This window comes from Kitasatospora sp. NPDC029367 (assembly GCF_055569135.1).
On record NZ_JBVHYH010000125.1, the window covers coordinates 1 to 12,309 of the forward strand.

At 74.6% G+C, this 12,309-nt stretch carries 11 protein-coding genes; 5 read left to right on the forward strand and 6 right to left on the reverse strand.

Going from position 1 to position 12,309, the window contains the following annotated elements; translation table 11 throughout:
* Nucleotides 1-10: 10 nt before the first annotated feature.
* On the reverse strand, nt 11-2,077 hold the full coding sequence (locus ACZ4W5_RS36930) for an ATP-binding cassette domain-containing protein (protein ID WP_465659539.1): 2,067 nt from the start codon (nt 2,075-2,077) through the stop codon (nt 11-13).
* A 455-nt stretch (nt 2,078-2,532) separates the two neighbouring features.
* On the opposite strand from ACZ4W5_RS36930, the gene ACZ4W5_RS36935 reads away from it, so the two are divergent.
* The 3 genes from ACZ4W5_RS36935 to ACZ4W5_RS36945 all read left to right on the forward strand — a co-directional run bounded on the left by ACZ4W5_RS36935 (nt 2,533) and on the right by ACZ4W5_RS36945 (nt 5,203).
* The gene (locus ACZ4W5_RS36935; protein WP_360238592.1) at nt 2,533-3,042 is read left to right on the forward strand and encodes a hypothetical protein; all 510 of its coding nucleotides are present in this window, start codon (nt 2,533-2,535) and stop codon (nt 3,040-3,042) included.
* 208 nt (nt 3,043-3,250) lie between these two features.
* Nucleotides 3,251-4,501, forward strand: coding sequence for a sensor histidine kinase (locus ACZ4W5_RS36940; RefSeq protein ID WP_465659541.1), 1,251 nt, complete (start codon nt 3,251-3,253; stop codon nt 4,499-4,501).
* Nucleotides 4,502-4,504: 3 nt separating this feature from the next.
* Nucleotides 4,505-5,203, forward strand: a complete 699-nt coding sequence (locus tag ACZ4W5_RS36945; protein WP_465659543.1) for a response regulator transcription factor — start codon at nt 4,505-4,507, stop codon at nt 5,201-5,203.
* Between the two features lie 138 nt (nt 5,204-5,341).
* On the opposite strand, the gene katG is transcribed toward ACZ4W5_RS36945, so the two are convergent.
* Nucleotides 5,342-7,558 (reverse strand): catalase/peroxidase HPI, encoded by a 2,217-nt coding sequence (gene katG / locus ACZ4W5_RS36950; protein WP_360238586.1) that lies wholly within the window; start codon nt 7,556-7,558, stop codon nt 5,342-5,344.
* 266 nt (nt 7,559-7,824) lie between these two features.
* Here katG and ACZ4W5_RS36955 point away from each other — a divergent pair, with 266 nt between their 5' ends.
* Entirely contained in the window at nt 7,825-8,238 is a 414-nt protein-coding gene (locus tag ACZ4W5_RS36955) for a Fur family transcriptional regulator (protein ID WP_465659546.1), read from the forward strand.
* Nucleotides 8,239-8,270: 32 nt separating this feature from the next.
* On the opposite strand, the gene ACZ4W5_RS36960 is transcribed toward ACZ4W5_RS36955, so the two are convergent.
* Entirely contained in the window at nt 8,271-9,581 is a 1,311-nt protein-coding gene (locus ACZ4W5_RS36960; protein WP_465659548.1) for a cytochrome P450, read from the reverse strand.
* Nucleotides 9,582-9,719: 138 nt separating this feature from the next.
* On the opposite strand from ACZ4W5_RS36960, the gene ACZ4W5_RS36965 reads away from it, so the two are divergent.
* Nucleotides 9,720-10,340 carry an L-threonylcarbamoyladenylate synthase gene (locus tag ACZ4W5_RS36965; protein ID WP_465659550.1) on the forward strand — a complete coding sequence of 207 codons (621 nt, stop codon included), beginning with the start codon at nt 9,720-9,722 and terminating at the stop codon, nt 10,338-10,340.
* 64 nt (nt 10,341-10,404) lie between these two features.
* Here ACZ4W5_RS36965 and ACZ4W5_RS36970 read toward each other — a convergent pair whose 3' ends face one another.
* Genes ACZ4W5_RS36970 through ACZ4W5_RS36980 form a run of 3 tightly spaced genes read right to left on the reverse strand, consistent with a single transcriptional unit; the run spans nt 10,405 to nt 12,187 of the window.
* Entirely contained in the window at nt 10,405-10,662 is a 258-nt protein-coding gene (locus ACZ4W5_RS36970; RefSeq protein WP_465659552.1) for a hypothetical protein, read from the reverse strand.
* Nucleotides 10,659-11,351, reverse strand: a complete 693-nt coding sequence (locus ACZ4W5_RS36975; RefSeq protein ID WP_465659553.1) for a hypothetical protein — start codon at nt 11,349-11,351, stop codon at nt 10,659-10,661. The genes ACZ4W5_RS36970 and ACZ4W5_RS36975 overlap by 4 nt, the downstream gene beginning before the upstream one ends.
* Nucleotides 11,348-12,187 carry a helix-turn-helix domain-containing protein gene (locus ACZ4W5_RS36980; RefSeq protein ID WP_465659555.1) on the reverse strand — a complete coding sequence of 280 codons (840 nt, stop codon included), beginning with the start codon at nt 12,185-12,187 and terminating at the stop codon, nt 11,348-11,350. The genes ACZ4W5_RS36975 and ACZ4W5_RS36980 overlap by 4 nt, the downstream gene beginning before the upstream one ends.
* Nucleotides 12,188-12,309: the final 122 nt, after the last annotated feature.

Consider the following 12,309-nt stretch of genomic DNA (forward strand, 5'->3'; position numbering starts at 1 on the left):
GCAAGGCCACTCAACACATGACACCACTACCCCCCCCCCGCCCGTTCCCCCCCCCCCCCCCCCCCAGCACCCCCCCCCCCCCCCCCCCCCTCTCCCCCCCCCTCCGCCCCCCCCCCCCCCCCCCCCCCCGGTCCGCCGCCGAGCGCTGGGCGGGGACGGTGCGGTCGCGCTGGAGGTCCAGCAGCTCGCGGAACAACCCGTCCGGGCGGGCGGCGAGTTCGGCCCAGGTGCCGGTCTGGACGATGCTGCCCTTGTCCATCACGATCACCCGGTCGGCGACCGCCGCGTTGGCGATGTTGTGGGTCACCAGCAGGGTGATCCGGCCCTCGGCGAGGCCGCGCAGGGCGTGCAGGATGCGGTGCTCGGCACGCGGGTCGAGGTCCGAGGTGGGCTCGTCCAGGATCAGCAGTCCGGGGCTGCGCACCGTGCGGTACAGGGCCCGGGCGACGGCCGCGCGCTGCCAGCCGCCGCCGGACAGCTCGGCGCCGCCCCACCACCCCTGGGCGAGCAGGGTGCGCCAGCCCGAGCGCAGCCGGGCGACCGTCTCGTCGAAACCGGTCCTGGCGGCGGCCTCCACCACGTCCGCCATCCACCGCTCGGTGAGGTGGCCCAGGTGGACGTTCTCGGCGGCGCCGAGCGGCCAGCGGGCGAACTCCTGCGGCACCCGGGCGACCCGGGACCACATGCCGTCCGCGTCCAGTTCCTCCACCGGCACGCCGTCCCAGGTGATCCGGCCGGACTGCGGCAGGTAGAGGCCGGAGAGCAGCTTGAGCAGGGTCGACTTGCCACTGCCGTTCTGCCCGATCACGGCCACCACCTCGCCGGCCCGCAGGGTCAGGCTGACCCCGCGCAGGGCGGGCTCCTGCTGCTCGCCCGGGTAGGCGTGGCTCAGGTCGGTCACCTCGACCAACTGCGGTGCGCCCGGCACCAGTTCGCCGCGGTCGATGCGGTGGCCGCCGGCCTCGTCCAGGAAGGTGAAGTAGTCGTCCAGGTAGAGGCCCATCCGGTACAGCCGGGCGCCGTTGCCGACCAGGCCCTGCAGCCCGGAGGAGGCGGTGCGCAGCGCGAAGGTGGCGGTGCCGGCGGCGGCCAGGTCGATCCGGCCGGAGGCCACCAGGTAGAGCAGGGTGCCCCAGATCAGTGCGCTGCCGGCCCCGGTGCCGAGCGCGGCCAGCAGCGAGACCTTGGCCGCCTGCCGGGTGGCCCGGTCGGTGGCGGCGACGATCTTGGCCTCGGCGCGACGGTACTTGGCCATCAGGAACGGCGTGACCTGGTCCGAACGGACCTGGTCGGCGCGGGTCTTGTCGATCAGGAACCAGCGGTAGACGCGCAGCGCGCCGCGGTCCTCGTTGGTGACCACCGCGGCCAGGTAGTGGATCCGGGCGGTACGGACGGCGGCGACGGCGGTCGGCACCGAGCCGAGCAGCAGCAGCGGCACCAGCCAGGGGTGGAGCGTCGCCAGCACGCCCGCGGCAGCGGCCAGCGAGACGGTGGAGGCGATCACGTCCTGGGCGTTGGAGAGCAGGTCGGGCGTGGTGGAGGCGCCCCGGTCGGCGGCCTCCCACTGCTCGTTGTAGGCGGGTTCGTCGTACGCCTCCAGCTCGGCGGCGCACCCGGCGGCGATCAGCGCCAGCTCCGCCTCCCGGGTGATCCGCGGCGACACCCGGCCGGACAGGCCCACCACCGCGATGCCCAGGACGGCCCGCAGCCCGGCCGAGGCGGTCAGCAGGAGCAGGGAGGGCGTGGCGGTGCGCAGGTGGTCGGTCACCGGCCCGGGGACCAGCAGGGCGCCCAGGGTGCCGGTGGTGGCGTACAGCGCGAGCGCCCCGGCCACCCCGGCCAGCGCCTGGCAGACCAGCAGCAGCACGGTGGACGTGCGGTCCGCCGCCCAGGCCAGCGCCAGCGCCCGGCGGACCAGGTGGGGCAGGCGGCGCAGCATCGCGCCGGTGGACATCGAGGCGCCGGCCTCGGCGCGGCGGTCGCCGGGGAAGCGCAGGCGCAGCTCCTCGTCGTGCTCGGCCCCGGCCGGGGACTTCTCGGCCAGGCGCTTCTCGGCCGGGGGCTTCGTGGGCTTCACGACCTGTTTCGACACGGGGTTCCTCCCAGGTACGGCGGCCGACGGCCGCAGCGGTCCCGCACGCGGGCAGCCCTCGGCGCCGGGTGGGCGCGGTGGGTCGGCAGCGGTGCCGGTGGGCACTCTGCGAAGGGCTGGCTCTCGGTGCGGACCCCGATCCTGGCAGCGGCCGACGGGCCCGCTCGGCGTGTCCCGTCCGCTCTCACCCGATCCGGGCGATTCCGTGTCGGCGACGGCGAGTTGGTGGATGTCGATCACCGGGGAGGTCCGCGATGTTCGATTCGGGCCGGGCCCGGGCGGACCACCCGCGCGCGATCCGCTCATCGGATGACCACCCCATCGGGCCGGGTCGGCGGGCCGCCTCCTGTGGCCGGGTCCGCGGGCCGGTTCCTGTGGCCGGGTCGCGCGGCGGCGGTCACGATGGAGGACCGAGCCGAGCCCAGTCCGATCGGAGTGCGATGAGCGAGCAGCACAATGTCGTCCTGCTGACCTTTCCCGACGGCGGGGCCTGGCGTCCCGCGTTCGAGGAGGCGCAGCACCTGCCGGGGCTGCGGTACGCGGCGGCGATGGAGCGCAGTGCCGACGGCCTGCTGGAGATCAAGGACACCTTCACCCGGGGCGCCGGGGTGGCCACGGTCGGCTCGGGGGTGCTGGGCGGCCTGGTGGGGCTGCTCGGCGGGCCCGTGGGGGTGCTGCTGGGCTTCGCGGCGGGCGCGGCGCTCGGCAACGCGGCCGAGGAGCACGCGGCGTCGGAGGGCGGCGCCGCGCTGATCGTGCTGTCGCCCCGGGTGCCGGACGGCGGGGCGCTGGTCGCCGTGGAGGTGCGGGAGGCCTCGCCCGGGCCGGTGGACGAGCTGGCCGCCAAGCACGGGGCGGGCGTCGAGCGGATCGACGAGCACGCCTTCACCGAGCAGGTCCGGGCGGCGGAGCGGAAGGCCGAGCAGGGCCGGGCGGACGAGGGGTCCTGATCCCCTGGCCCGCCCGGGGCCTCACTCCTCCCGCAGCGCGGGCGTGCCGCCGCGTCCGCCGCCCGCCGCGTCCGCCGCCCGCCGCAACTTCCGTACCGCGCCGGACGTACGGCCGCCGGTGTCATCCTTGCGAGGTAGTCGCCAGGTGCAGCGGCTGCCGCCATTCGCCGGGCTGTCCCCGGCGGCGGCCGACCGCCACAATGACCCGGTGATCAACCACCCCACCGTGCGACGGCTGCTGGACGGCGGCGCCGACGACGCGCCGCCCCCGCCCCGGCCCACCCGGCGCGGCCAGGCCTTCGACCTGGCCCTGGCCCTGCTCCTCGTCTCCGTCTGCGCCCGCTACGCCACGGTCGCGGCCCGCGCGCACAGCCAGGACGGCCCAAACTGGCACGGATCGCCCTGGACCGGGTTGCTGCTGCTGGTCCCCTTCGTCCCGCTGCCGCTGGTGCTGCGCCGGCGCCACCCGCTGACGGTGCTGTGGACGGTGCTGCCGGCCGCGCTGCTGGTGCGGTCGCAGCACGAGGACATCGCGTTCTGGGCGGGCGTGGTGGTGATCGTCGCCGCCTACAGCGCGGCCGCGTACGGGCGCCGCCCGAGGGCCGTGCTGCTCGGCCTGGCGGCCGCCGCCGCCGTGCTCGTGGCGCTCTTCGACGACGCCAAGCTGCCGAGGTTCCCGAACTCGGTGATCGCCGTGCTCGTCCTGGTGCCGGTGCTCGCGGTGGCCTACGAACGGCGGATGTGGCGGCGCCGGGTGGCGGAGGGCCGGGAGCGGCTGTCCGCCCTGGAGCGCGAGCAACTGGCCGCGCTGGACCGCGCGGTGGAGCTGGAACGGGCGCGCATCGCCCGGGAGTTGCACGACGTGGTGACCCACAACGTGAGCATGATGACGATCCAGGCCGGGGCCGCCCGCAAGATCCTGGACACCGCTCCGGACCGGGCCCGCGAGGCGATGGCCGCGGTGGAGGCCGGCGGGCGCGCGGCGATGACCGAACTGCGCCAGGTGATGGGCCTGTTGACCATCGACTCGGAGACCGGCGGCGATCCCGCGGCCACCGCCGATCTCAGCCCGCAGCCCGGCCTCGGCCGGCTCGACTCCCTGGTGGAGGGCGTGCGCCGGGCCGGCCTGCCGGTGGAGCTGACGGTGCGCGGGGAGCGCCGGCCCGTCCCGCCCGGGGTCGAGCTGGCCGCCTACCGGGTCGTCCAGGAGGCGCTCACCAACACCGTCAAGCACGCGGGCGGCGCCGACGCCGCGGTGACCGTCGACTACGCCGCCGACCACCTCACGGTGGAGGTCACCGACACCGGCGGCCGCCCCACCGGTGCCGCCGCCACCGGCAACGGGCGCGGCCTGCTCGGCCTGCGCGAACGCCTCGCCGTCCACGGCGGCACCCTGCACACCGGCCCCCGGCCGCGCGGCGGCTACCGCGTCAAGGCCTCAATACCGCTGGAGAGTTGAGAGTTGACAGACGTCGTGGAGCAGCAGCCGATCCGCGTGGTGGTCGCCGACGACCAGGCCCTGGTCCGGATCGGCTTCCGGCTGATCCTGGAGTCCGAGGGGATCGAGGTGGTCGCCGAGGCCGAGGACGGCGAGCAGGCCGTCGCCGCCGTCCGGCGCACCCGGCCGGACGTGGTGCTGATGGACATCCGGATGCCCGGCCTGGACGGACTGGAGGCCACCCGGCGGATCCTCGCGGACCGCGCCGCCGACGCGCCCCGGATCATCATGCTGACCACCTTCGACCTGGACCACTACGTCTACGCCGCGATGGCCGCCGGGGCCAGCGGCTTCCTGCTCAAGGACGTCACCCCGGAGCACCTGGCCGCCGCCGTCCGGCTGGTCCGCACCGGGGACGCCCTGCTCGCCCCGGCGATCACCCGGCGGCTGGTCGAGCGCTTCGCCCGCCCGGCCGCGCCCGAGGCGGCCGCCCCGCACCGCGAGCTGGCCACCCTCACCCCGCGCGAGCTGGAGGTGATGGGGCTGCTGGCCCGCGGCCTCAGCAACGCCGAGCTGGCCGGCCGGCTGCAGCTCTCCGAGGCGACGGTGAAGACCCATGTGGCCCGGATCCTGGGCAAGTTGGGGCTGCGGGACCGGGCCCAGGTGGTGGTCGCGGCGTACGAGACCGGGCTGGTCAGCGTGGGCGCACCGGGAGCGCCGTAACGGCGGAGCGGAGTCCGGGGCACCGCAACGGCGGATGGCAGCCGGGAGCGGCGGAGCGGAGTCCGGGGCGCCGTAACCACGCGCGGGAGCCCGGGGGTTCGTCGAACCCCCGGGCTCCCGCCGCCTTGGACTACCGCGTCACACCAGGTCGAAGCGGTCCGCGTTCATGACCTTGACCCAGGCCGCGACGAAGTCCGCCACGAACTTCTCCTTGGCGTCGTCGGCCGCGTACACCTCGGCGACGGCCCGCAGTTCGGAGTTCGAGCCGAACACCAGGTCGGCGCGGGTGCCGGTCCACTTGACCGCACCGGAGGCGTCCCGGCCCTCGAAGGTGTGGGCATCCTCCGAGGTGGCGGACCAACTGGTGCCCAGGTCCAGCAGGTTGACGAAGAAGTCGTTCGTCAGCACGCCCGGGGTCTCGGTCAGCACGCCGTGCGCGGACTGCTGGTGGTTGGCGCCCAGCACGCGCAGACCGCCGACCAGCACGGTCAGTTCGGGCGCGCTCAGGCCCAGCAGGTTCGCCTTGTCGAGCAGCAGGTACTCGGCCGGCAGCCGGTTGCCCTTGCCGACCCAGTTGCGGAAGCCGTCCGCCTTGGGCTCCAGCGCGGCGAAGGACTCGACGTCGGTGAGCTCCTGCGGGGCGTCCACCCGGCCGGCCGCGAACGGCACCTCGACGGCCAGCCCGGCCGCCTTGGCCGCCTGCTCGACGCCGACGCCGCCGGCCAGCACCACCAGGTCCGCCAGCGAGACCTGCTTGTCGCCGGCCTGCGCGTTGAAGTCCCGCTGCACGCCCTCCAGCGCCCGCAGCACACCGGCCAGCCGGTCCGGCTCGTTGACCTCCCAGCCGGCCTGCGGCTGCAGCCGGATCCGGCCGCCGTTGGCCCCGCCGCGCTTGTCGCTGCTGCGGAAGGAGGAGGCCGCGGCCCAGGCGGTGGAGACCAGCTCGGAGACCGACAGGCCGGTCTCGGCGATCCGCCGCTTGAGGTCGGCGACGTCCGCGGCACCGATCTGCTGGTACGAGACGGCCGGCAGCGGGTCCTGCCAGAGCAGGTGCTCGCTCGGGACCTCCGGGCCGAGGTAGCGCACGACCGGGCCCATGTCGCGGTGGGTCAGCTTGTACCAGGCGCGGGCGAAGGCGTCGGCGAACTCCGCCGGGTTCTCCAGGAAGCGGCGGGAGATCGGCTCGTACACCGGGTCGAAGCGCAGCGACAGGTCGGTGGTGAGCATGATCGGGGTGTGCCGCTTGGCCGGGTCGTGGGCGTCCGGCACGGTGCCCTCGCCGGCGCCGTCCTTCGGCTTCCACTGGTGGGCGCCGGCCGGGCTCTTGGTGAGCTCCCACTCGTAGCCGAACAGCGTCTCGAAGAAGCTGTTGTCCCAGGTGATCGGGGTGGCCGTCCAGGTGCCCTCGAGGCCGCTGGTGATGGCGTCGCCGCCGACGCCGGTGCCGTAGCGGCTCTTCCAGCCGAGGCCCTGCTGCTCCATCGGCGCGGCCTCCGGGTCCGGGCCGACGTTGTCCGCCGGGCCGGCGCCGTGGGTCTTGCCGAAGGTGTGGCCGCCGGCGATCAGCGCGACGGTCTCCTCGTCGTTCATCGCCATCCGGTAGAAGGTCTCGCGGATGTCGCGGGCGGCGGCGATCGGGTCCGGGTTGCCGTTGGGGCCCTCGGGGTTGACGTAGATCAGGCCCATCTGGACGGCGGCCAGCGGGCTCTCCAGCTCGCGGTCGCCGGTGTAGCGCTCGTCGCCGAGCCAGGTGGTCTCGGGGCCCCAGTAGACGTCCTCGTCGGGCTCCCACTCGTCGACCCGGCCGCCGCCGAAGCCGAAGGTCTCGAAGCCCATGCCCTCCAGCGCGACGTTGCCGGTCAGGACGATCAGGTCGGCCCAGGACAGGCTGCGCCCGTACTTCTTCTTCACCGGCCAGAGCAGCCGGCGGGCCTTGTCCAGGCTGGCGTTGTCCGGCCAGCTGTTCAGCGGGGCGAAGCGCTGCTGGCCGCCGCCGGCGCCGCCACGACCGTCACTGATCCGGTAGGTGCCGGCGCTGTGCCAGGCCATCCGGATCATGAACGGGCCGTAGTGGCCGAAGTCGGCCGGCCACCAGGGCTGCGAGGTGGTGAGCACCTCCTGGATGTCCCGCTTGACGGCCGCGAGGTCCAGGGCGCTGAACGCCGCGGCGTAGTCGAAGTCCGCGCCGAGCGGGTTGGCGACGGCGGGGTTCTTGGCGAGGATCTTGAGGTTCAGCCGCTCCGGCCACCACTGGCGGTTCCCGCCGCCCTGGGTCGGGTGGAGCGCGCGCCCGTGATCGACCGGGCAGCCGCCCGCGCTCGCCTCTACAACGGTTGCATCGTGGTTCTCAGACATGGGAATCCTTCCGTACAAGGCGGATCACGGTGTCTATCTGCTACCTACGGCACCTACTGCTACTGCCTGCTCCTGCTGCGGCTGCGCTGGTCGCGTGTGCAGGATGTGCACTGCTGCTACCCAGGCTAGCGCCGGAGCCGATCCTACGATGGACGGAATCCAAGTCAAGAAAGGCACCAAGCCCGTACCCGATCGGGAACCGGAGCAGCCTGGCTGCGGGTTGGTAAACTCCGGTCTTCCCCCATGACCCGAATAGGTGAACCGTGATGAGTGACCTGCTGGAGCGGCTGCGCGAGCGCGGCTGGCGCCTCACCTCCCAGCGGCGTGTCGTGGCCGAGGTCCTGGACGGCGAGCACGTACACCTGACCGCCGACGAGGTGCACGCCCGCGCGGCCGAGCGCCTCCCGGAGATCTCCCGCGCGACGGTCTACAACACCCTCGGCGAGCTGGTCACCCTCGGTGAGGTCATCGAGGTGTCCACGGACGGGCGCGCCAAGCGCTACGACCCCAACGCCCACCACCCGCACCAGCACCTGGTCTGCACCGGCTGCGGGGCCATCCGCGACGTCCACCCCCTCGGCGACCCGCTCGCCGACCTCCCGGCGGAGCAGCGGTTCGGCTTCGCCGTCTCGGGCGCCGAGGTCACCTACCGGGGCCTCTGCCCGGGCTGCGCGGGCTGAGCCTCCGGGACCGGGGTGGCCGGGCGCACGCGTCACCCCGGGACCGTCCAGCGCACCGGCAGGCTCTTGAGCCCGTTCTGGAAGTTGGACACCAGGCGCCGCGGCGGCCGCTCCGGGTCCAGCTCCAGCCCCGGCAGGCGGTCGAGCAGGTGGCGCAGCACCGACCGCAGCTGCAGCCGGGCGAGCTGGGCGCCGACGCAGAAGTGCGGGCCGTACCCGAAGCTCACATGGTCGTTCGGGGTGCGCGAGACGTCGAAGCGGTCCGGCTCCGGGAACACGGCCGCGTCCCGGTTCGCCGAGGCGTGGTACACCACCACCTTGTCGCCCCGGCAGACCGGCTGCCCGGCGATCCGGGTGTCCCGGGTCGCGGTGCGGCGGAAGTGCACCACGGGCGGCCAGCAGCGCAGCATCTCCTCCACCGCGGACGGGATCAACTCCGGCCGCTCGCACAGGAGTCGGTACTGGTCCGGATGCCCGAGCAGGGTCAGCAGGCCGCCCGGCAGGCCGTTGCGCACGGTCTCGTTCCCGGCGACGGCGAAGAGGAAGAACATCGTCTCGAACTCCTCGGCCGTCAGCCCCGCCCCGAGCATCCGGGCCAGCACGCCGTCCGGGCCGGGCCGGCGGGCCAGGGCGTGCGCGTAGGCGAACATGTCGGCCAGCGCGGCCCGCGAACGCGGGTTGACCGGACAGCCGTCCGGGGTGGTCCGGGCCGTCGGGCGGTGGGCGAGGGCGGCCCGGCCGAGGTCGGTCAGCGCGGCCGGGTCGACCGTGCTCGCGTGGGCGTAGTCGGCGTCCTGGTAGCCGATCACCCGGTTCGCCCAGTCGAGCAGCAGGCCGCGGTCCTGCTCCGGCACGCCCATCACCCGGGCCAGCGTCCACACCGGCAGGTCCGCCGCCATCGCCGTGAAGTCGGCCGCCCCGGCGGGCCGGACGGCCTCCACCAGCTCGCGCGCCCGGCCGTCCACCGCCGCCGCCAGCTCGGCCAGCGCGCGCGGGGTGAACGCGGCAGCGACGATCCGGCGCAGCCGGGCGTGGTCCGGCGGGTCCTGGTTGAGCATCATGGTGCGGACGAAGGCCAGGTCGGCGGGGGTGTCCGGGTCGCGGATCTGGGTCGCGCCGAGGTGCGAGGAGAACAGCTCCGGGCTGCGCAGCACGTGCTTCACGTCCGCGTGCCGCAGCACCGCCCAGTAGCCCGCCCCGGGCGGCCAGTCCCCCACCGCCGGCTCCTCCACCCAGCAGACCGGCGCCGCCGCGCGCAGCTCGCGGAACAGCCCGTACGGCACGCCCTCGGCGTACGTGCCAGGCAGGAAGATCCGGTTCACCCTCGCCTGGTCCGCGCCCATGGTGACCGACCGTACGCCGCGGCCCGGCGCTCCGCCAGCAGTCCGTCGGCAGTCCGCCGACGGTGGCCGACAGTTGGCGGGTGACGCGGTTCGTCGCGGTTGCGGCGATCAACGGGCGGGATCCCGTAAGGTCGGCCAATGGCCAAGTACTTCGACGTGCACCCCGAGTCCCCCCAGCCGCGCACCATCAGCACCGTGGCCGACAGCCTCCGCTCCGGGGCCCTCATCGCGTACCCGACCGACTCCTGCTTCGCGCTCGGCTGCCGCCTGGACAACCGCGACGGGCTCGAGCGGATCCGGTCCATCCGGCGCCTCGACGAGCGCCACCACTTCACCCTGATGTGCGAGGACTTCGCCCAGCTGGGGCAGTTCGTCCAGCTCGACAACAACGTCTTCCGGGCCGTCAAGGCCGCGACGCCGGGCAGCTACACCTTCATCCTCCCCGCCACCAAGGAGGTGCCGCGCCGGCTCATGCACCCCAAGAAGAAGACCGTCGGGGTCCGGATCCCCGACCACGCCGTCACCCGGGCGCTGCTCGCCGAACTCGGCGAGCCCCTCCTCTCCAGCACCCTGATCCTCCCCGGCGAGGACGAGCCGATGACCCAGGGCTGGGAGATCAAGGAACGCCTCGACCACGTGCTGGACGCCGTGGTGGACTCCGGCGACTGCGGCACCGAGCCGACCACGGTCATCGACTACTCCAGCGGCGAGGCCGAGATCACCCGCCGGGGGGCCGGCGACACCGCGCGCTTCGAGTGACGGCCCGGCCGCCGGGGGCCGCGCGCTCGGGGGCCGGGCGCGCGGGGGCCCGGCGGGCCCGCGCTCAGCGGTGGCGGAGGTCCACGAACGAGCCCACCAGCCCGCCGAGTGCGACCGCCGGGATCACCGACGCGTCCCACGGCTGACCGCCCGCCAGTCCGGAGGCCACCACCAGGGCGGCGACCGCCAGCGCCGTCGCCAGCGCCGGGAGCGACTGCGGAATCAGCGGCAAGGGCTTGCCGTTTCGCCGCCCGCGGGCCAGTTTGATGACGAGCAGGAGCAGTGCTACTGCGAGCAGTGGCGGCACCATGTCGTGGGTCATGCCGCCAGGATGTCATGGACGGTGATGAGTTGATCGAGTTGGGTGGGGTCATCGGTCCGCAGGAAGGCCGCCTCGACGGCCAGTTGGAGCTCGGGCCCACGCAGCCAGGCCGCGAAGGTCCGGTACGCGGCGCCCCGTTCGTCCCAAAAGGCGTCCCGCGGTTCGAGCTCACCGCCGAGGGCGAACTCGTACAGGCGCTCCACGGCCACGGGGTTCGCGAACCGGGCCCATTCTGCTAGCCGGCCGCCGGTCCCGTCCGGATCGGCGGCCCCCAGGGCGCAGAGCACGGCGTCGGCGTCCCACCACTGCCCGGCGTCGTGCAGGACGTCGAGCCACAGGGCGTCGAGGAGCCGGCGCAGGTACGGCGCCTCCGGCCAGTCCTGCCAGCCGGCCTGCGCCAGCTTGCGGCCGACCAACGGCAGCTCGGGCCAGGCGAGTTCGCCGGTCAGGACGAGCTGGAGGATGCGCGGCAGGAAGTAGCGCAGGTCGGCGGGCGCGCCGACGGTGTTCAGCACGGAGGCCGCGTAGCGACCCAGCTCCTCGGACGTCAGCTGCTCGCGGGGCGTGCGCAGGAGGCGGTCCAGCCCGGCCCGGGAGGCGCAGCAGGGGCAGCCGTCGATGCGGCTCGGCCGTGGGGCGGTCGAGAACGCCTCGGGGAGACCGGCGAGGAGGCGATCCAGCACCGTCAACGGGTGACCTCCCAGGAGAGCAGCAGGCGGAGGGCGTCGTCGGAGGGGGTGCCCGGGTCGGCGGTGTAGGTGATGAGGGCCTGGTCGGGGTCGTCGGCGGGGCGGAGGGTCTCGTAGGCCAGTTCCAGGGGGCCGACGACGGGGTGGTGGAAGCGCTTGCGGCCGGAGGTCTTGTCGGCGACCGGGTGGTCCGCCCACATCCGGTGGAACTCGGGGCTGCCGAGGCAGAGTTGGCCGATGAGTTCGGCGAGCCGGGGGTCGTCGGGGCGGCGGCCGGCCTCGAGGTGGAGGAAGGCGGTGTTCTCCCGGGCGCAGGTGGTCCAGTCGGCGTAGAGGTCGCGGGAGGCCGGGTCGAGGAAGGTGATCCGGGCGATGTTGCGGTGCTCGGGCGGGAGGGCCCCGTAGTCGCCGAAGAGGGCGGTGGCGGCCCGGTTCCAGGCCAGGATGTCCATCCGGTGGCCCATGACCACGGCGGGGGTGTGGTCGAGGCGGTCGAGGAGGCGCAGCAGGGAGGGCTGCGGCTGCTGGCGGGCGGGGCGGCCGCGGTGGGTGCGGTCGGCGGGGCGGGCGAGGCGGTGGAGGTGGCCGGTCTCGTCGGGGGCGAGGCGCAGGGCCCGGGCGACGGCGTCGAGGACGGTGGTGGAGGGGTTGCCGACGCGGCCCTGTTCGAGGCGGGTGTAGTAGTCGACGCTGACGCCGGCCAGGTGGGCGAGTTCCTCACGGCGCAGGCCGGCGACCCGTCGCAGGCCGCCGTAGTCGGGCAGGTCGACGTCCTCGGGGCGGAGCCGGGCGCGGCGGGTGCGGAGGAACTCGCTGAGGACGGTGGTCGGGTTCACGGGGTGATTGTGACCCGGACGGGCGGTGGCGGGGGGGGGGGGGGGGGGGGGGGGGGGGGGGGGGGGGGGGGGGGGGGGGGGGGGGGGGGGGGGGGGGGGGGGGGGGGGGGGGGGGGGGGGGG

Bases quoted from the DNA above. Each gene is read 5' to 3' on its own strand.
- ACZ4W5_RS36935 (WP_360238592.1), top strand. From the start codon at position 2,533: ATGAGCGAGCAGCACAATGTCGTCCTGCTGACCTTTCCCGACGGCGGG.
- katG (WP_360238586.1), bottom strand. From the start codon at position 7,558: ATGTCTGAGAACCACGATGCAACCGTTGTAGAGGCGAGCGCGGGCGGC.
- ACZ4W5_RS36955 (WP_465659546.1), top strand. From the start codon at position 7,825: ATGAGTGACCTGCTGGAGCGGCTGCGCGAGCGCGGCTGGCGCCTCACC.
- ACZ4W5_RS36960 (WP_465659548.1), bottom strand. From the start codon at position 9,581: ATGGGCGCGGACCAGGCGAGGGTGAACCGGATCTTCCTGCCTGGCACG.
- ACZ4W5_RS36965 (WP_465659550.1), top strand. From the start codon at position 9,720: ATGGCCAAGTACTTCGACGTGCACCCCGAGTCCCCCCAGCCGCGCACC.
- ACZ4W5_RS36970 (WP_465659552.1), bottom strand. From the start codon at position 10,662: ATGACCCACGACATGGTGCCGCCACTGCTCGCAGTAGCACTGCTCCTG.